The sequence below is a fragment of the uncultured Methylibium sp. genome, assembly GCF_902826655.1.
In the GTDB taxonomy this organism is placed as follows: Bacteria; Pseudomonadota; Gammaproteobacteria; order Burkholderiales; family Burkholderiaceae_C; genus Methylibium.
In genome coordinates, this window is the sequence record NZ_CADEFR010000004.1 from 122,516 (window position 1) to 142,611 (window position 20,096).

Genomic DNA, 20,096 nt, shown 5'->3' on the forward strand with positions numbered 1-20,096 from the left:
GGGCGAAGAGCTGTGCTCAGGTTCAAGGCAATCGATGGAAGGGGACGATCATGACCGATGCCCTGCGCGGGGCGGCGCTGGGGCTGGTAGAGACGATCGGCAAGACTGCCGGGATGCACGCTGCCGACGCGATGGTGAAGGCGGCGAACGTGACCCTGCAGACGGCGCAGCAGCCGGGCGGCGGCATCATCACGGCGATCGTGGTGGGCGCGGTGCGCGCGGCCGGCGCGGCCGCGAAGGGTACCGTCGGAAAGGTGGGCGCCGCGCACGTGATTCCCCGCCCGCACGAAGAGGTCGAAGACATTATCGAGCGGCCCTGCGTGCGCTGAAGGACGGAGCAGTCGATGCACCGGGCAAAGCGCAGCAAACACTTGGCCGTCGTGCCGCCTTCGGCTGGCGAGGCTTTGCCGGACCCTTGGCCGCACCTTGCTCCCAGCCCCGAGCCGGCCCTGCAGATCGGCGGCGCCCTGCGGGCGGTGGCCGACGCCGCGCTCGGCGGCGATCAACGGGTGAAGGAGGTGGCGGCAGCGTGCTTCGCCGCCGCGCTTGGCGGTTGCGGCGTGGCCGTGATCGAACGGGTGGGCGCAGGTTGGTGCCGCGCCAGTGAGAATGCGTGCGGGCCGGGCGAACTCATTGCTGAGCTTCCGACGTCGGTCGCGACGTCGGGCGACATCTCCGTGCTGCCGGGTGTAGGCACCTTCGTGCCGGTGAATCCGGGGATCGGCGTCCTGGCGGATTGCCAGCTCGTCGACGCGGACCGGGCCCAGGTGCTGCGCTGCCTTGCGATCGGCTTCGAACTCGCGCTCACCGCGGCGAACCAGTATCGCGTCACGAGGGACGCGATGGAAGAGATCGACAGCCTGCAGCAGGTCGCCAGGCGCATTCTGTCCGCATCCGAACTGGACGAGGTGCTGTTCTCGATCGCGCGCGAGACGGTCCGGCTCCTTGGCGCGGACATCGGCGGGGTGTTTCTTCGAGACGGCGACGAGCTCGTGATGCGCAGTTGCGTCGGCAACGACACGCTGGACATCGATCGGCTCAGGATGAAGCGTGGACAGGGCCTTGCAGGGCGCGTTCTAGAGACCGGGCGCCCGTGCAAGGTCGACGACTACCTCGCCAGCGATCATGTCAGCCGCGACTACTTCTGGCTCGTTCGCGACGAGCAAATCCGCTGCGCGGTGGGCGCGCCGCTGCTTGCGCGAGAAGGCGTGATCGGCGTGCTCGAGGTTTGGCGCCGACGCGACGTGCCGTTCACCGATCAGGACGAGAAGCGCGTCGCCGCGCTCGCCAATCTGACGGCGATCGCGGTCCAGAATGCCCGGCTGTACGAAAGCCAGAAGGCTTCAGTGCAGCAGCTCACACAGACCAACGAGAGTCTGCGCCAGCAGCACGAGGTCGTGCGTGTGTCGGCACAACTCCAGGACGACGTCATCGGCGCCCTACTGGACGGCGGCGGCATCACGGCGATCGCGCGGATCGTCGCCCGCCGTGCCGGTGTGGAGGTCGCGATCCTGGGGACCGATCTCGGGGTAATGGCTGCCTATCCGGCGCAGGTCTCGAACGGCGACTGGCTCGAGCGGGTGGAGACCGCCGTGCGGCAGTTCCCCGGGTACGCCAACAACACCAGCGTGACCTCCCGAGAGCGCGATGGCTGGCTCTCGCTGCGTCCGATCGTTGCTGGCGGGGACCGGATTGGCTGGGTATGCATGCGCTCGAACAGTGAGCCGGCCGAGATGCAAGAAGCCGCGAGCCGTCAAGGAGCGGTCGCTAGCGCGCTGTATTGCCTTGAGCAGCGTGCTGCAAGCGTCGCCCGGGCATCCGCGCTCGGCGCGTTGATGTGGGACTTGCTGGAGGGCACGCCGCCGGTCAGGCAATCCGCGCTCGAGCGTTTGGCGGAGTTCCACATCGACCTGAGGGGTCCGCACCGCGTCGTCCATTGCACCATCGAGGGCCTGGCCGAGACGGCGCGCGGCGAGGGTTGGAACATGGACACGGTGCAGCGCAAGCAGCGCGACGTGCGAGATGCGAGCGAGCGAGCGCTGAGCGCTGCGGGACTGAAGTTGGCGTCCTCCCGTGGCGATCTGATCGTGGCGATCATCCCAGCGCTGGACGCCGCGCAGGTGACGCGGCAGCTCAAGTCGCTGAACGAGGAGATCCTGGCGAGGGACAAGGTCAGAACGTTCTGGGGCGTCAGCGCTCCATTCGATTCGCCGTCGCAGCTGTCGAACGCCAACCAGGAGGCCAAGTGTGCCGCGCTGGCCGTTGGGAAGCTGGGCACGGCGCAGAGCCCGGTGGTAATTCACGAGCATCTGGGCGTGCTGACGTTGTTATTGAATGGTGGCGGTATTGCCGAGGGGCACGACCTTCGCAAGTACGTCGACCGCATGCTGGGCCCGATGCTCAAGTACGACTCCGCGCACCATGGCGTCCTGGCGAAGACGATCCGGTCCTATCTGGACAACGATTGTTCACTGAAGCTGACGGCGCTGCAGCTTTTCGTCCACGAGAAGACCGTCCGCTACCGTCTCGCCCAGTTCGAGGAGCTGACGGGCGTCGACTTGCGCCGCCACCGCGAACGGATGTCGGTCGACCTAGCGTTGCTGATGCACGACTTCGCGACCCGGTCGGCCGGCGTAGCAGGCAAAGGGGCGGGCTGACCACGCGCGGCGAAGTCGCCGTGCTGCGAGACGGCCACAAAGATGGCGACACCAGCCCGTCCGGCGCACGGCGTTCAGCTATGCGCGACTTGCCATTCTTTGCACCCGACGCGGTCGTGTGCCGCGGTGATATGGGCGCCGATGGCACGCGCCGCGCCAGCTGCATCACCTCGAGCGATGGCTTCCAGCACCGCGGCATGTTCATTCCACACATCGCGTGCCAACTCACGATGCTGCAACACTTCACCCATGGACCGGCGCAGGTGCTGCCAGTGGGCCTGCATCGACTGAACCACGAGCGGATTCCCGCTGGCCTGGTAGATCCACTCATGAAAGTCCACGTCTGCCAGAAGTGCGGCGTGCGCGTCGCCTGCAGCTGCAACCTTCAGGCCGAACTGAACGATAGCCTTGCCGGCGGTGACCTGCCCCTTCGTCGCGCGTACTGCAGCCAGCGAAGCCGCCAGCGGCTCCAAGGCCGAGCGCAACTCGAAGATCGCGTCAAAGCGGGCGCGGTCGACGGGCGCCACTTGAAGCCCACGTCTTCCGCGGTCTACCAAGAAGCCTTGCACTTTGAGCTGACTCAGCGCAGTCAACACCGGCTGGCGAGACACCTGCAGCTTCTCCGCGAGTTCATCCTGCCGCACCGGGTCTCCTGGTGCCAGAACCCCCTCGCAGATCGCGTCCAGGATCTTCTCGTAGACCTGTTCGACGAGCGGCTTGGTGCGCTGAACGGATTCGATGCTCATGGCGCCTGCATTATCGCTGCGATCTAGGGTAAATACCGAATGTCGCATGTCGCATGTCGCATACGATAAGCGCATTCTCAGCGACTTGCAACCTTCTTCATCGGAAACAACAGCTCGCCATGGACCAAACCCCGATTCGCGTTCTTCTCGCCAAAGTCGGCCTCGACGGCCATGACCGAGGCGTCAAGGTCGTCGCTCGCGCGCTGCGCGACGCCGGCATGGACGTCATCTACTCCGGCCTTCATCGCACGCCCGAAGAGGTGGTCAACACCGCCATCCAGGAGGACGTGGACGTGCTGGGTGTGAGCCTCCTGTCCGGCGTGCAGCTCACGGTTTTCCCCAAGATCTTCAAGCTCCTGGACGAGAGAGGCGCTGGCGACTTGATCGTGATCGCCGGTGGCGTGATGCCGGACGAGGACGCCGCAGCCATCCGCAAACTGGGCGTGCGCGAGGTGCTCCTGCAGGACACGCCCCCGCAGGCCATCATCGACTCGATCCGCTCCTTGGTCGCCGCGCGCGGCGCCCGCTGACCTTGGAGGCGCACCATGGAAGAGTGGAACTTTCCGGTCGAGTATGACGAGAACTACTTGCCGCCGGCCGACAGCCGGTACTGGTTTCCGCGACGCGAAACGATGCCGGCGGCGGAGCGTGACAAGGCCATCCTCGGTCGCCTCCAGCAGGTGTGCCAGTACGCATGGGACACCTCGCCGTTCTACCGGCGCAAGTGGGAGGAAGCCAACTTCCACCCCAGCCAACTGAAGTCGTTGGAGGACTTCGAGACGCGCGTGCCGGTGATCAAGAAGACGGATCTTCGCGAATCGCAGGCCGCCCACCCGCCGTTTGGCGACTACGTGTGCGTGCCCGATTCCGAAATCTTCCACGTCCACGGAACCAGCGGCACCACCGGGCGCCCGACCGCTTTCGGCATCGGTCGGGCCGACTGGCGCGCCATCGCCAACGCGCACGCCCGGATCATGTGGGGCATGGGCATCCGCACGGGCGACCTGGTCTGCGTCGCAGCCGTTTTCAGCCTCTATATGGGTAGCTGGGGTGCACTGGCCGGCGCGGAGCGGTTGCGCGCCAAGGCCTTTCCCTTCGGCGCCGGCGCGCCAGGCATGAGTGCCCGCCTGGTGCAATGGCTCGACACCATGAAGCCGGCGGCCTTCTACGGCACGCCAAGCTACGCGATCCATCTCGCTGAGGTAGCGCGCGAGGAGAAGCTGAATCCGCGCGACTTCGGACTGAAGTGCCTGTTCTTCAGCGGCGAGCCGGGCGCTTCGGTGCCTGGCGTCAAGGACCGTATCGAGGAGGCTTATGGCGCCAAGGTCTACGACTGCGGTTCGATGGCCGAGATGTCCCCTTTCATGAACGTCGCCGGCACCGAACAGAGCAACGACGGCATGCTGTGCTGGCAGGACATCATCTACACCGAGGTCTGTGACCCGGCCAATATGCGGCGCGTGCCCTACGGCCAGCGCGGCACGCCAGTGTACACCCACCTGGAGCGCACCAGCCAGCCGATGATCCGGCTGCTCTCGGGCGACCTCACGCTATGGACGAACGACGAGAATCCCTGCGGCCGCACCTATCCCCGGCTGCCGCAAGGAATCTTTGGCCGCATCGACGACATGTTCACCATACGCGGCGAGAACATCTACCCGAGCGAGATCGACGCAGCACTCAACCAGATGTCGGGCTACGGCGGTGAGCACCGGATCGTCATCACGCGCGAGTCGGCGATGGACGAGCTCTTGCTGCGCGTCGAACCCAGCGAGAGCGTTCACGCGGCGGGGGCTGCTGCGCTGGAGACGTTCCGCGCAGAAGCATCGCACCGTGTTCAGACCGTGCTCGGCGTTCGTGCCAAGGTGGAACTGGTCGCGCCGAACTCGATCGCACGCACCGACTTCAAGGCGCGGCGCGTGATCGACGACCGCGAAGTGTTCCGGGCGCTGAACCAGCAATTGCAATCGAGCGCCTGAGCAGGCAGGGACTGGAATGACCTACGTTCCCTCATTCGCCCTGCTCGAGCAGCTCAGAGCCGGCAACACCTGGGCGCTTGGCCGCCTGATCTCGCGCGCCGAGGCCGGTGTGGCCGAGGCGCGGCCGGCATTGGCCGAGGTCTATCGGCACGCCGGCTCGGCGCATGTGATCGGTCTCACCGGGGTGCCGGGGAGTGGCAAGTCGACTCTCGTGGCGAAGCTCACGGCCGCCCTGCGCGAGCGTGGTGAGAAGGTCGGCATCGTCGCGATCGATCCGTCGAGCCCGTACTCGGGTGGCGCCATCCTGGGCGATCGCATCCGAATGACCGAACTCGCCAACGATCTCGGCGTATTCATCCGCAGTATGGCCACCCGCGGCGCGACGGGGGGCATGGCACGCGCTGCCCTCGACGCCGTGGACCTGCTGGATGTCGCCGGCTACCGCACCATCATCCTGGAAACCGTCGGAGTCGGTCAGGACGAAGTGGAGGTGGCGCATGCGTCGGACACGACGGTCGTCGTATCGGCGCCGGGCCTTGGCGACGAGATCCAGGCCATCAAAGCCGGCGTGCTGGAGATCGCCGACATCCACGTTGTCAGCAAGTGCGACCGCGACGACGCGAATCGCACGCTCACCGATCTCAAGCAGATGCTGACGCTCGGCACCATGGTCGGGCCCAAGCGCGCATGGGCGATCCCGGTCGTGGGTGTCAGTTCGTACACAGGCGAAGGCGTCGACGACCTGCTCGGTCGCATCGCCGCCCACCGACAGGCGACGTCCGACACCGAACTCGGCCGCGAACGGCGCCGTCGCGTAGCCGAATTCCGCCTTCAGAAGACCGCCGAGACGCTGCTCCTGGAGCGTTTCGCCACCGGAGCGCAGCCCTTCTCGCGTGCGCTCGCAGACAGCCTCAGCAACCGTGCATCGGATCCCTACACCGCAGCACGCGAACTCATCGCCCGAACGATCCGCAAGGAGTACTCGAATGACCTGGCTTGAGCCGCAGAAAATGTCCCAACTTCAATCGGAGCGCAAGGACTGGGAAGCGAACGAAGTCGGCGCCTTCTTGAAGAAGGCGCCCGAGCGCAAGGAGCAGTTCCACACGATCGGGGACTTCCCGGTCAAGCGCACCTACACCGCTGCCGACATCGCCGACACGCCGCTGGAGGATATCGGCCTTCCGGGGCGCTACCCGTTCACGCGCGGTCCCTACCCGACGATGTACCGCAGCCGCAACTGGACCATGCGCCAGATCGCTGGCTTCGGCACCGGCGAGGACACCAACAAGCGCTTCAAGTACCTCATCGAGCAGGGCCAGACCGGCATTTCGACGGACTTCGACATGCCCACGCTGATGGGCTACGACTCCGACCACCCGATGAGTGACGGCGAGGTCGGCCGCGAGGGCGTCGCGATCGACACGCTGGCTGACATGGAGGCCTTGCTCGCCGACATCGATCTCGAGAGGATCTCGGTGTCTCTGACGATCAACCCGACGGCCTGGATCCTGCTCGCGATGTACGTTGCGCTCGGCGAGAAGCGCGGCTACGACCTGAACAGACTCTCGGGCACGGTGCAGGCCGACATTCTCAAGGAGTACATGGCGCAGAAGGAGTACATCTACCCGATCGCGCCTTCGGTGCGCATCGTGCGCGACATCATCACTTACGGCGCCAAGAACCTGAAGCGTTACAACCCGATCAACATCTCGGGCTACCACGTCAGCGAGGCCGGCTCCTCGCCGCTTCAGGAGGCGGCGTTCACACTGGCCAACCTGATCACTTACGTGAACGAGGTGACGAAGACCGGCATGCACGTCGATGAGTTCGCGCCGCGCCTGGCCTTCTTCTTCGTGTCGCAAGGCGACTTCTTCGAGGAGGTCGCGAAGTTCCGCGCCCTGCGCCGCTGCTACGCAAAGATCATGAAGGAGCGCTTCGGCGCGAAAAATCCGGAATCGATGCGGCTGCGCTTCCACTGCCAGACCGCGGCAGCGACGCTGACCAAGCCGCAGTACATGGTCAACGTCGTGCGCACGTCGCTGCAGGCGCTGTCGGCGGTGCTCGGCGGCGCCCAGTCACTGCACACCAACGGCTACGACGAAGCCTTCGCGATACCGACCGAGGACGCGATGAAGATGGCGCTGCGCACGCAGCAGATCATCGCCGAAGAGAGCGGCGTCGCCGACGTGATCGACCCGCTGGGCGGCAGCTACTACGTCGAGGCGCTGACCACTGAGTACGAGAAGAAGATCTTCGAGATCCTCGACGAGGTGGAAAAGCGCGGCGGCGCCATCAAGCTGATCGAACAGGGCTGGTTCCAGAAGCAGATTGCCGACTTCGCCTACGAGACGGCACTGCGCAAGCAGTCGGGTCAGAAACCGGTGATCGGGGTGAACCGGTTCGTCGAGGAGGAGAAGGACGTCAAGATCGAGATCCACCCGTACGACAACACGACCGCCGAGCGCCAGATTTCCCGCACGCGCCGCGTTCGCGCCGAGCGCGACGAGGCCAAGGTGCAAGCGATGCTCGACCAACTGGTGGCTGTCGCGAAGGACGAGTCCCAGAACCTGATGCCGCTGACCATCGAACTGGTGAAGGCCGGCGCCACGATGGGGGACATCGTCGAGAAGCTGAAGGGGATCTGGGGTACCTACCGTGAGACGCCGGTCTTCTGAGCGTCGACGGGCCATGTCGGGATCCAGCATGCTGTCACGTGCCGAGGTGCGCCAACTGAAGTCGGCGGTGCGCCGCGAGTCGAACCCGGCTGCGGCCGAGCGGCTGCTGGCCGACAGTGTGCGAAAGGGACACGACAAGCTGGCGCTGCACCGATACCTTGCACTGCACGGAATCGACGCGGCGCGGTGTGCCCCCTACGAGGAATACTGCTGTCTGGTGGCCGGCCGTCTGCCGGGCGAGTCACTGCGCCGCGTCCTCCGTCACGCAGGATGGATCGGCTGAGGTGCTGAGCAAGGCGCAAGGAGTGGTGGCATGAACAGCGATGGCATATCGCGGGACCTTCACCGTGGTGACGACGGTACGACGTCGTTGTCCGGCGGTGCACGGGTCGAGAAGAACAGCCCGTACATGCAGGCGATCGGTGTCGTCGATGAGTTGAATAGCCTCATCGGCATGGCGATCGCATCGGAGTGCGGCTCCGACCTGCGCGTGGTGCTGTCGGAAACGCAGGACGAACTGGTGGCGCTGTCCACCGAACTGTCGTCGCCGGGCAGCATCGTCTTGACGCTTGCGGCGCTGCAGCGTGTCGACAAGGAGCTGACTAGGTGGCTTGCGGACTTGCCTCCGGCGGCCGGCATCGTCCTGCCGCGCGGAACGATGGCCGCGGCGCTGTGCTTCAAGGCACGAGCGACATGTCGCACGTTAGAACGCGAACTCGTCGGTCTCGAGGAGGCGGATCGCGAGTCTTGCGCGGATTCGTTGCGCCTGCCGTATGTCAACCGGCTGTCCGATCTTCTGCATGCGCTCGCCCGAACTGTGAATCGACGTGCCGACGCCGAGGCGATCGCCAGGGCCGCCGGCGTCCAGGTTGAATCGGAAAGTCGGAGCGACTGATACTTCGACATCGAAAGGAGCGGCGATGAGCCCGGCCCCTATTGGTGTGAACAGCGCCGCTGCCGTGATCGCACGCATGCTCAAGGCGCTTGAGGTCGATCGCGTCTTCGGCCTGTGCGGCGGCCACATCATGCCGATCTGGATGCGGCTGGATGCGGAAGGCATCCGGATCATCGATGTCCGCGACGAGCGCGCAGCGGTCTACATGGCGCACGCCTATGGTCAACTCAGTGGCAAGCCCGGGGTGGCACTCGTAACGGCCGGGCCAGGCGTCACCAACGCCATGACAGGCATCGCCAACGCGCATGTCTCGCGTGCTCCCGTGATGATCCTTTCGGGCGTCCCCCCCAGGCCGCAACTCAACCGCGGCGCCCTGCAGGATCTCGACCACGTCGGTATGGTCAAGGGCATCACGCGCTTTGCCCTCACCGTGCACGAGGCAAAGCTGGTGCCACGTGCCATGAACCAGGCGTGGGCTATGGCCCTCGGTAACTCGGGCGACGAGCCCGGTCCCGTGTTCCTAGACTTTCCAACGGACACGCTCCGCGCCGACATTCCGCCCGCCGAGCAGGGGGACGAACCTGCGCACCGAATTACGCACAGCGAGATCCATGCCGATCCAACTCTTGTGTCAGAGGCGGCGGACCTGATCTCGCACGCACGGCGGCCGCTTGTAGTCGGTGGACGAGGAGCGCGCGCGGCGAAACCCGAACTCGAGGAGTTCCTTGCGGCCAGCGGCGCGGTGTTTCTCGATACCGGGGAATGCAAGGGCGTCCTGGCCGACGACCACCCTGGACTGGTGAACGCCATGCGCGCCACGGCCATGGGCGAAGCCGACCTCGTGATCACCCTCGGCCGCAAGCTCGACTTCCAGCTGGCCTACGGCTCTCCCGCCGTGTTCAGTGCGGCGCGCTGGTTGCGGATCGCCGACAACGTCGCGGAACTACAGGACAACCGACGCGGAGCGGTGGAGCTCCTGGCTTCGCCACGCCTGGCGCTGCGCGCGCTGACTGCCGCCGGACGAGGACGCGCGTCATCGGTGGACCAAGCTTGGCGGGATCGCCTTTGCGCCGGGCATGCGGAACGATCGGCGCAGCTCGCTTCGGACATGGCCACGGCCGGCGATGGGTCGGACGGGCGAATGCACCCGAACCGCCTGCTCGCCGAAGTGCAGCGCGCGATCGGTGACGACGCCGTGGTGGTTGCCGACGGGGGTGACTTCCTGGCCTTCGCGCGCGTGGGCATTCGTTGCGGCACCTATCTCGACCCAGGGCCCTTGGGCTGCATCGGCGTGGGAACGTCCTTCGGCATCGGCGCCGCGCTGGCCTGCCCGCAACGCACGGTCGCCGTGCTGACCGGCGATGGCGCCTTCGGTTTAAACGCCATGGAGATCGATACCGCCGTGCGCCATGGCGTACCGGTGCTCGTGGTGGTGGCGAACAACGGCGCTTGGCAAATCGAGGTGCACGACCAGCGGACCACGCATGGCAAGGTGGTTGGCACGCGGCTGCAGCACGCCGACCATGCCGCGATGGCACGCGCGTTCGGCGCGCATGGCGAGCGTGTGGAGAGTGCGGAGCAGCTACCGCTCGCGATCGAACGGGCGATGGCGGTGATCAGGTCGGGACAGCCCGCGTTACTGGACGTGCTGGTGAGCGGCGAGCCCGTGTCGTCGGATGCGAAGTCCGGGCTCGCATGGGTGCCGGACCTGCAGGCGTTGGCCGCCTGGGATGACGCCGAGCGTCGGTGGCGCGCAGGGACTGCGCGAATCGGCATCGTGAAATGACTCTTGGGCTCAACCTGATTTCGTACCAGGGTACGCTCCCCGCGCTCGCCTCTCAGCCCGCGGCGGCGCTGCCTGGTCACGCCGTCGTAGGCCGCGTCTCCCTGGGTCGCGGCGCATGGCTGGGCGCTGGCGCGGTCATCCGTGCCGATGGACACTACGTGCGGATCGGTGACGACCTGCACATGGGCCGAGGCGCGACGATCCACATCGCTCACGAGGTCTATCCAACCTTGATTGGCGCTCGGGTGTGCATCGGCGCCGATGCGGTCGTGCATGCCTGCACCGTGGGTGACGATGTGGTCGTCGAGCGGGGATCCGTGATCCTTGACGGTGCGAAGGTCGGTGACGGCGCCGTCGTCGAGGCCGGGAGCATCGTCTATCCGCGAAGTACGCTGGAGCCTGGCATGTTGTACGCGGGTCGGCCGGCCAAGCCGGTGCGGCGGCTGAGCCTGCATGAAGGGCAGAGCCGAAGCGAACTGGAGCGAGCGCGCAATGAGGCAGGCGACGTTCGCTGGACGTGCCAACCGATTCCGACCGGAGCTGCGCCAGATTCGTTCGTCGCCGGTACGTGCGATCTCTCGGGCCGCGTGCACTTGGCCGAGGGCGCCAGCGTGTGGTTCGGCTGCAGGCTGGATGGTCGCGAGGGGCCGATTTCGATCGGCAGACTCTGCAACGTGCAGGACAACTCGGTGCTTCGGGCTGGATCCCTGGGGATGTCGTTGGGCGATCAAACCACGATCGGACACAACGTCCAGTTGGTGGACTGCAACGTCGGTGCGCGCTGCCTCGTCGGCATCGGCAGTCGCATCGCGCCCGGCACGCGCATCGACGACGACACCTTCGTCGCTGGCGGCAGCGTCACCGAGCCCGGCCAGCACCTGACGGGCGGACGGGTCTGGGGTGGCGATCCTGCGCGGCCGATCGGCGAGATGAACGAGGCCAAGCGGGCGGCGATCTCGAACATCGCGATCGTTTATGCAGGCTATGCACGAGCGTTGCGTGCCGGCGTACCCGGCTGACCGCAGGTACGGACCGGGACGGAAGCGAGAAAGCATGGGAAAGCGACTCACGAGCATCGTCACCCGCACGGGCGACAACGGCACCACGGGACTGGGCGACGGCAGCCGACTGAGCAAGACGGCGCCTCGCGTCATGGCCATGGGCGACGTCGACGAACTCAACTCCGCCGTGGGAATGCTGCTGGCCCTCGGCGTGAACGTCGACGAGGACCTGCAGACGCCGACCTTGCTGCGCACCGTCCAGCAGGACCTGTTCGACCTGGGCGGTGAACTCAGCATCCCTGGCTACACGCTGCTGAAGGCGGAGCGGGTCGTGGCCTTGGACGAGTGGCTGCGTCAGGCCAATGCGAGGCTGCCGCGCCTGGAGGAGTTCATCCTGCCCGGTGGTTCCCTGGCCGCTGCGCAGGCGCATATGGCGCGCACGGTATGTCGTCGCGCCGAGCGCTCCGTCGTCGCGCTGGCCGAACAGCATCCCGTCAATGCAACTGTCCTTCAGTTCCTCAACCGCTTCTCCGATCTGCTGTTCGTGCTGGCGCGCCTGGTGAACCGGGTAGCGGGCGGCGTCGACGAGCAGTGGAACCGAAGCCGCTGAGTGTGGCCGCGCACCCCGAACTTTCTCCTCTATCCATCCAGGCTCCTTCGCATGGCAAACCCTCCAGGCTCCATCGGCGTCATCGGCGCCGGCACCATGGGCAACGGAATCGCGCAGGTCTGCGCGGTGGCCGGTCTCAACGTGACGATGCTGGACGTCAACGACGCCGCGTTGAAGCGCGGCATGGACACCATCATCCGCAATCTCGACCGCATGGTGGCGAAAGAGAAGCTGACGGCCAGCGACCGCGATGCCGCACTGGCGAAGATCAGAACCGGCCTGGACTATGGCGCACTGCAGTCCGCCGATATGGTGATCGAGGCTGCGACGGAGAACCTGGGACTCAAGCTGAAGATCCTGAGGCAAGTCGCCAAGTGCGTCGGCAAGGACGCGATCATTGCGACGAACACCTCTTCGATCTCGATCACTCAGCTGGGCGCTGTGCTCGACGCGCCGGAGTGCTTCATTGGCATCCACTTCTTCAACCCCGTGCCGGTGATGTTGCTGCTGGAGGTCATCCGCGGCGTGCAGACGTCGGACGCAACCCATGCTGCCACGATGGCGTTTGCCAAGACGGTGGGCAAGGCGCCGATCACGGTCCGCAACAGCCCCGGCTTCGTGGTCAATCGCATCCTGTGCCCGATGATCAACGAGGCCATCTTCGTGCTGCAGGAAGGCCTGGCGTCTGCCGAAGGCATTGATGCCGGCATGCGCCTGGGATGCAACCATCCGATCGGCCCGCTAGCACTGGCCGACATGATCGGGCTCGACACCTTGCTGTCGATCATGGGCGTGCTCTACGACGAGTTCAACGATCCCAAGTACCGCCCGGCGCTGCTGCTGAAGGAGATGGTCGCCGCCGGCCGCCTCGGCCGGAAGAACAAGCAGGGGTTCTACAGCTACCCCTGAAGCAGGACAGCGGAAATCCCGGCGGTTCGAGAACGCCGGGACTGATTGTGGCCCAGGGGCCTCAGAATGCTTTCAGCAAGCGCAAGTTGATGCGGTCCGACTCCTTCAGACCGTTGCGCACGGACAAGTCACGTCCATAGAGAGCTGCGAAGTGCCAGCCGGGCGCGAAGCCCCACCCGAAGCCGAACTTGGCGTTGGTGGTCCGGGTGCGGTCGCCGTTGGCAACGCCGTCGATGGAGGTCTCGCCGCCGACGAAGTGAGACGTGCCGGCGCGCAGGTCGAAGCCGCCACCCAAGTTGTACTTGAGCCAAGCCTGGAACTGGTACAGCGGCTTCTGGGTGAGCTTCTGGCTGTTGGGCCCGTAGTCGTCGTTGTCGCCAAAGCCGGTGACGTCGGCCGCGAGTTGCAGCGACAAGTCCTTCGATCCGAGCGACGTGGTGTAGCCGGCCTGCAGCAGATACTTCCAGCGGTGCTCGCCGAGGTTGAGGGGCTTGTTCTTGTCGTAGGAGCCGATTGGCACCCAAACCGCCGGCGTGACACCGAAGAACTCGCCCTGGTCGGGCTTGTTCACCAGCCACACGGTACCGGTAACGATCAGATCGCCCACGCCACTTGTGCTGCCCAGGGCGCTAAGGTCGTTACTGGCCTTGAGGCTGCCGAACGGCAACAGGATCTGCGGGTCGGCGCGGAAACGGCCAATGTCCACGAAACGGACCAGACGCAGGATCCCCACGTCCGACTTGAGATCGCCTCCGGCGACCTGGTTGCCGTCGCTGTAGACCTTGTTGCGCTGCGCGTGCTGGTAGTACAGCAAAGCGAGGTTCGTTCCCGCGGGAATGGCGCCGGAGGCGTAGTCGTCGGCGTCCAAATCCAACGCCCGTGCCGGCTGGCTGAGCGATGCCATCAGCGGCAGCATCGCCGCCAGCGTCAGTGCTTTGATAAGTCCACCGAACTTGCGCTCGTGTGCTCCTTTGCAGCGAACCATCGTATCGTTTGTCATGTTGTCTCCTATCGGTCTTGAGTACGTACGAACCACGGTATTGCCCCATCGTCTCGTGGGCAATTCGTTAGCACCACGCGCCGCACGGACGCGAGGCTGAATTCAGCGAGAGGTCGGGAACTCGGCGATCCGCGCGGCCTCCTGCAACGCCTGCTGTTCTGCCGGCCGCAGCTTCAGCGGAACGAGTCCCATGTCGCAAAGTGCCTGACAGACGCCGTGTCTACGCCGTAGTCGACATCGGCCAGCACCCAATGGCGCGGGGCGCTTTGACCAAGCAGCCTGCGGAGTTGCTCGAGCGCGATCTGCGTCTTGGTGGCGAAGGCGACCTCATCAGGCACGCCGGCGCTGCGCGTTCGCGACCCACTCTTGTGACGCGCCACTCTCACGGGTTGCCGGCCCTTCTCGGCGAGAGCAGACTTGCGTTGCCCGTGGCCGATTCGGTCAAGCACTCGCGCAGGCGCTGCAGGCGCTGCTCGCCAAATCCCAGCCCGCGGGCGAGGTAATCGTCGACGCCACCGAACGCGGTGTCGATCGACTCGAACGCGGCCTCGATATAGGCCGGCCTGGCGGCGGTGAACGCCTCGGCCACCGACTCGGTCGTTCCGGACGGCATCAAGTGCCCGATGTCACGTCTGCAGTCGTTCGTCAGCAGGTAGTCCTCGACGATCACCGTTCGAGGTACGCCGAGCGCCATCAGGATGACCGCCGCACCGAAACCCGTGCGATCCTTGCCGCTCACGCAATGGATCAGCGTCGGCCGCCCCGCCGCCTCTTCCACCGCTTCAAGCATGCGCCGATACTCGGCACAATGGTGCACCGCATAGCGTCGGTAATGCCCGGTTACGGCGCGCTCAATCCCTGCGGCGTCGATGCGCAACTCGCGCAGGGCCTTCAACATTTCAGGTACGCCGTCCGGCCAGAAGCCGATCTCCGTGACCTTGGGGCCGGCACCAACAGGCAGCCGGTTGGGATGCAACTCGCGCTCGTGCGGAAGGCGGAAGTCGACGACGCGGTACAGGTCGAGTGCAGCCACGAGCGCCAAGTCCTCTTCAGTCAGCGCCCCCAACGAGTCGGATCGGAACAGCCGGCCCCAGCGCGTCCGCCGCCCATCGCCGACCGGATAGCCGCCGAGGTCGCGGAAGTTCACAGCGCCTTGCAGCGGAACCCGGCGCCGCGCCAAGTCGCCGGTTGAGCCCGCCTGGGGTGAGGCCGGTGCATCGCAGTGCGTTCGCATGGCGCGCGGCTTCAAAGATCCAGGACCAGCGTCGCGCCCTTCGAGCGCGACACGCAGGTGGTCAGGAACTGCGTGCGTGCCTCGGCGGACAGCAAGTAATCCCGATGCTCGACGTCGCCCGCGAGATAGCGGACCTTGCACGTACCGCACAGGCCGCTCTGGCATGATGTCGGTACTTCGATGCCGTGCTCGCCAAGCACCTGCGCGATCGACTTGTCGTTCGGTACCGTCAGGACCGTTCCCGTGCTGGCGATCTTGATCTGGAACCCGAGCGCCAGCGCATCGCTGCCGATGTCGTGGGGGACTCCCTCGGCGGGAAGCACCGGCGCGCCGACGAAGTACTCGAAGTGCACCGCCTCGGCGGGCCAATTGGTGCAGGCACGTGCGCAGGCCTCCATGAACCCGGGGGGGCCGCAGTAGTAGAGCTGCCAACCCGGCTCGTACCGCCGCAGCAGCGCCGCGATGTCCAGGCCCTTGGCCGGATTGCCGCCGTCGAAGTGCATGATCACGCGCCCCTTGGCGGCCAGCGGCGCGAGTTCCTCCTGGAACGCCGCGTGGGCGCTCGACTTCGCGCAGTAGTGCAGGGTGTAGTCCGCGCCTATCCTTTCCAACCGATGCACCATGGCCTTCAGCGGCGTGATGCCGATGCCGCCGGCCAGCAGGATCTGGTGGGGCGCCCCCTCAATCAGCGGGAAGTTGTTGCGCGGGTGTCCGACCGCGACGAGTCGTTGCGTGTGCACACGCTCGTGGATCGCGATCGACCCCCCGCGCCCGTTGTCCTCGCGCAGCACCGCGATCAGGTACCGCCGACGCTCGGCGGGATCGTTGCACAGCGAATACTGTCGTACGCGTCCGTCGCGAAAGTACAGATCCACGTGGGCCCCGGCGGTGAACTCCTCCAGTTCGCCGCCGTCCTCGCGCACGAATTCGTAGGCGTTGATGCCGATCCCCTGGTAAGTGATCTGCCGGACCCGCAGGTTCAACGCCGTCTTCGGGTACTTGCCGGTGTGACTCAACTGGTACATGTCGCTCTCGGCCCCGGCCTGCGCCGTCGGTTCAGCGGATGCCGGCACCGCTCCGGGGTCGAGCCAGGGGTTGCGCGGGGCGTCGATCAGAGGCTCGCTTCGATCTCATCGAGGCGCCGCAGGATGTGCGGCTTGCGCTGCTCGAGCGGCAGTTCGTCGCACTCCTTCATGATCGCAAAGACTTGGTGCGCCGCCTTGCGGATGACGTCACTGTCCGCTTCTCGGCTCGTGCGGCGACGGATCCGCAGCCGGCTGTCTGAGGTGTATCTCGGCAGCGTTTGCCCGCCACCCACTTCGGCCTTCACGCGCACCGGGTCGGGCGGCGCCTTGCCGGCCGCCGCGTCGCGAAGCAGCGAGCGGCACATGTACACGCCCACGTCCGATCGGCCGGGATGCTCAAGGCCGTGGATGGCTATCGGCCCCTGGCTGACGATGGCTTCGTAGTCGCCCGGAACCCGCTGCGTCTCTTCATAAGGCCGATGCCGAGTCTGACCGATCAGGAAGTCGATCTTGTCGACCCCACACTCATCTACCTTTCCCCGGTGCTCCGGGTCAACCTCATCGTTGAAGTGGCGCCAGCCGAAGGCGATCGAGTGCTCATCGTCGACCGGCACCTGCCAACGCGACATCGCCGGGCCGGAGTGTCGCTGCGGCGCCGCCGCCACGATGGCGGCGTTCTGCATCCAGTTCGGCAGGCCCATCTGCGAGATTCGGATCCACACTTCGTCGTCCGACAGGCGCCGGCCGGCGGTGAAGATCATGCCGTTGTTGTCGTTGGTCGGGTGCCAGTCGATGATTGGCATCTCGCCGAAGCCCCCCTGCAGCGTCGCGCCGTCGGCCAGCTTCGAGTCCACGCCGGCGACCGTCATGTTGTTGTGCAGCAGCGCGGTGTGGTAGTGGTCGATCTGGTTTTCGTAGACCTGAAGCCAGTTGCAGTCGAAGACATTGGAGAACGGAATCAACCGCGTTCCCTTCGGCAACACGTAGCCGTCGAACACCGGGAACTCCGGTCTGCGATCCGCCGGCCCCATGTAGGCGAACACCAGGCCGTCGCGCTCGAAGGCCGGATAGGCGCCCTGGCAGACGGTGTCCTTCAGCTTGGTGTCGGGGGGTTCCGCCGGCGCCTCCAGCAGTTTGCCGTCGACGTCGAAGTGCCAACCGTGGTAGCAGCAGCGGATCCCGCGTTCCTGCACGATGCCGAACTCGAGCGAGGCCCCGCGGTGGGCGCACTTGCGGTGCAGCACGCCGACGTTGCCCTGGCGGTCCCTGAATGCCACCAGATCCTCGTGCAGGATCCGAATCGCCTTGGGCACGTCGGTCAGTTCCTGCGACAGGCATACGGGCTGCCAGTAGCGGCGCATGTACTCGCCCATCGGCGTGCCGGGGCCCGTACGAAGGATTTCCAGGTTCGTGGGGGCGGCATTCTGCAGGTCGCGCAGCTGGTACCCGCTGTAGGCCATCCCCTGCCCGGCCGCGGCCAAACTTTCAATCTTACCCATCTGAAGATCTCCTCGCAATCCGGAGCGCCCTCAATTCGGGGCGGCTTGCCATCCGCAGTTTGCCGAGCCAGTCTAGCCAGCGGTAGGCGCGACGTCTTTGGCGCAGTCGGACAAAAACGGCGCCAGGCGTTGGCAGGCAGTGCTAAAGAGCGCTGAAAAACACGACATCGGCGCAGCATGACGCGGCTGATCGCGCACAGGCCGTCATCGCGGCGAGATGCGGTCGTTGCTGGCTGTCGGCGCGCGCTTTGAGGGCCCGAACAAGTCAGCGCTTCCCTGCCGGCACGCCGTGATCGCAGTGCCGACGTCGACCGGCACCGCCGATGTGCGCCCATTACCGCCCGGGAGCCGGCGCTGGAAGACCGGACGAGCCATCGCATCCCGTTGAGCCCCCGCGCGGCGTACGCCGCGCCCGGTGGCATGTGCGGTCGCGGACAAAGACACAGGGGCGTTTTGCTCGCTCCGAGCTAGAGACGGCAGCCCGCCGTTTGACCATAGTCTTTCCGTCTACAAGCTCATCAGCAAGGGGAGAGATCAGCCATGAACGCACCGATCATCAAGAAGGTTCTCGTCGACAGCGGCGAGCTGAGGAAGAAAGTGGCCGCATTGTTCCAGGCGGTCGGAGTGTCCGCCGAGCATGCGGACCAGATCGCCGAGGTCGTCGTCTTCGCCGATCTGCGCGGCGTCGAATCGCACGGCGTCCAGTTCACGCCGCGCTACGTCCGCGGCATCGCCCGCGGCCATCTGAACCCGAAGCCGGACATCCGCGTCGTCCACCGACGCGGCGCGGTGGCCGTCGTCGATGCCGACAATGGACTGGGTTTCCTGTCGGCGCGCCGCGCGATGAAGGAGGCCATGACGATTGCCGCCGAACACGGCAGCGGCACTGTGGCGGTGCGCAACAGTAATCACTTCGGACCGGCGGCCTTCTACCCGATGATGGCGCTGGAGGCGGGAATGATCGGCTACGCCACGACCGACGGGCCGCCGCACACCGTGGTGTGGGGCAGCCGCAGGCCGGTGCTGTCGAACGACCCGGTCGGCTGGGCCTTCCCCACCCTCGAAGGCCTGCCGATCGTCGTGGACACCGCGTTCACCGGCGTGAAGGAGAAGATCCGGCTGGCCGCCCAGCGAGGCGGCACGATCCCGGCCGACTGGGCTGTCGGGCCCGACGGCAATCCGACGACCGACCCGAAGATCGCACTCGAGGGCTACCTGCTGCCCATCGGCCAGCACAAGGGCTCGGCGCTGATCGTCGCCAACGAGGTCGTCTGCGGCGCCTTGGCCGGCGCCCTCTTCAGCTTCGAAGTGTCGCCAAAGCTCGTGATGGGTGCGGACCATCACGATTCGTGGAAGTGCGGCCACTTCGTCCAAGCGCTGGATCCGGGCGCCTTCGGCGACCGCGACGCGTTCCTGCGCCGCACCAGCGAGCTGGCGTCGGCTCTGCGCAACGCGCCGCGCGCCGAGGGCGTGCAGCGCATCTACATGCCCGGCGAGATCGAGGCTGAACTGTCGGCTCAGCGGTTGCGGGACGGGCTGCCGCTGGCGGTCACGACGCTTGAGGCCCTCGACGCCGTGGCCCGCGAGGTCGGCGCGCCCGTACCGTCGGCGACGCTGGTCACGCACGAGATGCCGTGATGGCGCAGAAACCGGCTCCGGCGGCTTGGGCCTGTGCCAGCTGCGGGTTCAGGATGGGGGAGCCGATCGCGAGGCTGGGGGTCAGCGAGCTCAGTCTGGTCTCGGACCGGCGCTTCCCCGGCCGCTGCGTCCTCACGCTGCGCGAGCACGCTACCGAGCTGTTCGAGGCTTCGGCGGCGGCACGGCAGGGGTTCGTCGAGGACATGAGCCGCGCGGCACGCGCCATCAAAGTGGCGACCGGCGCCTTCAAGATGAACTATGAGATCCTCGGCAATGCAGATCCGCACGTGCATTGCCATCTGATCCCGCGCCGGCAGGACGAGCCCAACCCACGCGTACCGGCGTGGCTGCATCCGCAGCCGCAGGCTGAACTCGACGAGGCCAGCGCGCAGCAGATAAAGGCGCGCATCCGGGAGTTGCTCGATGCCGCGGACAACTAGGA

19 protein-coding genes and 1 pseudogene are annotated in these 20,096 nt (G+C 66.1%); 14 read left to right on the forward strand and 6 right to left on the reverse strand.

The genetic code is table 11. From position 1 onward, the window contains the following. Positions 1 to 50: 50 nt before the first annotated feature. Positions 51 to 329, forward strand: coding sequence for a BMC domain-containing protein (locus QZV97_RS03535; RefSeq protein WP_295638517.1), 279 nt, complete (start codon positions 51 to 53; stop codon positions 327 to 329). 15 nt (positions 330 to 344) lie between these two features. After that, complete coding sequence (locus tag QZV97_RS03540; RefSeq protein WP_295638521.1) at positions 345 to 2,657, forward strand: helix-turn-helix domain-containing protein; 2,313 nt, start codon at positions 345 to 347, stop codon at positions 2,655 to 2,657. 74 nt (positions 2,658 to 2,731) lie between these two features. Here the strand turns inward: QZV97_RS03540 and QZV97_RS03545 are convergent, their stop codons facing one another. Continuing rightward, entirely contained in the window at positions 2,732 to 3,403 is a 672-nt protein-coding gene (locus tag QZV97_RS03545; RefSeq protein ID WP_295638524.1) for a GntR family transcriptional regulator, read from the reverse strand. 119 nt (positions 3,404 to 3,522) lie between these two features. Here QZV97_RS03545 and QZV97_RS03550 point away from each other — a divergent pair, with 119 nt between their 5' ends. From QZV97_RS03550 to QZV97_RS03595, 10 genes are read left to right on the forward strand one after another with little or no spacing between them, the layout of a single operon-like run. Continuing rightward, entirely contained in the window at positions 3,523 to 3,933 is a 411-nt protein-coding gene (locus QZV97_RS03550) for a cobalamin B12-binding domain-containing protein (protein ID WP_295638530.1), read from the forward strand. Between the two features lie 15 nt (positions 3,934 to 3,948). Continuing rightward, positions 3,949 to 5,382, forward strand: coding sequence for an AMP-binding protein (locus QZV97_RS03555; RefSeq protein ID WP_295638533.1), 1,434 nt, complete (start codon positions 3,949 to 3,951; stop codon positions 5,380 to 5,382). Positions 5,383 to 5,398: 16 nt separating this feature from the next. Further along, on the forward strand, positions 5,399 to 6,382 hold the full coding sequence (meaB, locus tag QZV97_RS03560; protein ID WP_295638536.1) for a methylmalonyl Co-A mutase-associated GTPase MeaB: 984 nt from the start codon (positions 5,399 to 5,401) through the stop codon (positions 6,380 to 6,382). A 10-nt stretch (positions 6,383 to 6,392) separates the two neighbouring features. Continuing rightward, positions 6,393 to 8,057, forward strand: a complete 1,665-nt coding sequence (locus QZV97_RS03565) for a methylmalonyl-CoA mutase family protein (RefSeq protein WP_295638539.1) — start codon at positions 6,393 to 6,395, stop codon at positions 8,055 to 8,057. 28 nt (positions 8,058 to 8,085) lie between these two features. After that, entirely contained in the window at positions 8,086 to 8,340 is a 255-nt protein-coding gene (locus tag QZV97_RS03570) for a hypothetical protein (RefSeq protein WP_295638542.1), read from the forward strand. Between the two features lie 30 nt (positions 8,341 to 8,370). Further along, the gene (locus tag QZV97_RS03575) at positions 8,371 to 8,952 is read left to right on the forward strand and encodes a cob(I)yrinic acid a,c-diamide adenosyltransferase (protein ID WP_295638545.1); all 582 of its coding nucleotides are present in this window, start codon (positions 8,371 to 8,373) and stop codon (positions 8,950 to 8,952) included. 25 nt (positions 8,953 to 8,977) lie between these two features. Beyond that, entirely contained in the window at positions 8,978 to 10,738 is a 1,761-nt protein-coding gene (locus tag QZV97_RS03580; RefSeq protein ID WP_295638548.1) for a thiamine pyrophosphate-binding protein, read from the forward strand. Then, positions 10,735 to 11,757, forward strand: a complete 1,023-nt coding sequence (locus QZV97_RS03585) for a gamma carbonic anhydrase family protein (protein WP_295638551.1) — start codon at positions 10,735 to 10,737, stop codon at positions 11,755 to 11,757. Before QZV97_RS03580 ends, QZV97_RS03585 begins: the two co-directional genes overlap by 4 nt. 34 nt (positions 11,758 to 11,791) lie before the next feature. Further along, positions 11,792 to 12,349 carry a cob(I)yrinic acid a,c-diamide adenosyltransferase gene (locus QZV97_RS03590; RefSeq protein ID WP_295638554.1) on the forward strand — a complete coding sequence of 186 codons (558 nt, stop codon included), beginning with the start codon at positions 11,792 to 11,794 and terminating at the stop codon, positions 12,347 to 12,349. A 51-nt stretch (positions 12,350 to 12,400) separates the two neighbouring features. After that, positions 12,401 to 13,258 carry a 3-hydroxybutyryl-CoA dehydrogenase gene (locus QZV97_RS03595; RefSeq protein ID WP_295638611.1) on the forward strand — a complete coding sequence of 286 codons (858 nt, stop codon included), beginning with the start codon at positions 12,401 to 12,403 and terminating at the stop codon, positions 13,256 to 13,258. 61 nt (positions 13,259 to 13,319) lie between these two features. On the opposite strand, the gene QZV97_RS03600 is transcribed toward QZV97_RS03595, so the two are convergent. From QZV97_RS03600 to QZV97_RS03620, 5 genes and pseudogenes are all read right to left on the reverse strand, one after another. Then, entirely contained in the window at positions 13,320 to 14,258 is a 939-nt protein-coding gene (locus tag QZV97_RS03600; protein ID WP_295638557.1) for a transporter, read from the reverse strand. Between the two features lie 212 nt (positions 14,259 to 14,470). Continuing rightward, a pseudogene (locus QZV97_RS03605) lies at positions 14,471 to 14,614 on the reverse strand (transposase); the annotation flags it as partial. Positions 14,615 to 14,640: 26 nt separating this feature from the next. Then, entirely contained in the window at positions 14,641 to 15,492 is an 852-nt protein-coding gene (locus QZV97_RS03610; protein WP_295638614.1) for a tyrosine-protein phosphatase, read from the reverse strand. A gap of 11 nt (positions 15,493 to 15,503) precedes the next feature. Continuing rightward, positions 15,504 to 16,517, reverse strand: a complete 1,014-nt coding sequence (locus QZV97_RS03615; RefSeq protein ID WP_295638560.1) for a PDR/VanB family oxidoreductase — start codon at positions 16,515 to 16,517, stop codon at positions 15,504 to 15,506. A gap of 86 nt (positions 16,518 to 16,603) precedes the next feature. Next, positions 16,604 to 18,016, reverse strand: coding sequence for a Rieske 2Fe-2S domain-containing protein (locus QZV97_RS03620; RefSeq protein ID WP_295638563.1), 1,413 nt, complete (start codon positions 18,014 to 18,016; stop codon positions 16,604 to 16,606). Positions 18,017 to 18,556: 540 nt separating this feature from the next. Here QZV97_RS03620 and QZV97_RS03625 point away from each other — a divergent pair. Both QZV97_RS03625 and QZV97_RS03630 read left to right on the forward strand, forming a co-directional pair. Beyond that, positions 18,557 to 19,654, forward strand: a complete 1,098-nt coding sequence (locus tag QZV97_RS03625; protein WP_295638566.1) for an Ldh family oxidoreductase — start codon at positions 18,557 to 18,559, stop codon at positions 19,652 to 19,654. Next, on the forward strand, positions 19,654 to 20,094 hold the full coding sequence (locus QZV97_RS03630) for an HIT family protein (protein ID WP_295638570.1): 441 nt from the start codon (positions 19,654 to 19,656) through the stop codon (positions 20,092 to 20,094). Before QZV97_RS03625 ends, QZV97_RS03630 begins: the two co-directional genes overlap by 1 nt. The last annotated feature ends 2 nt before the right edge of the window (positions 20,095 to 20,096 follow it).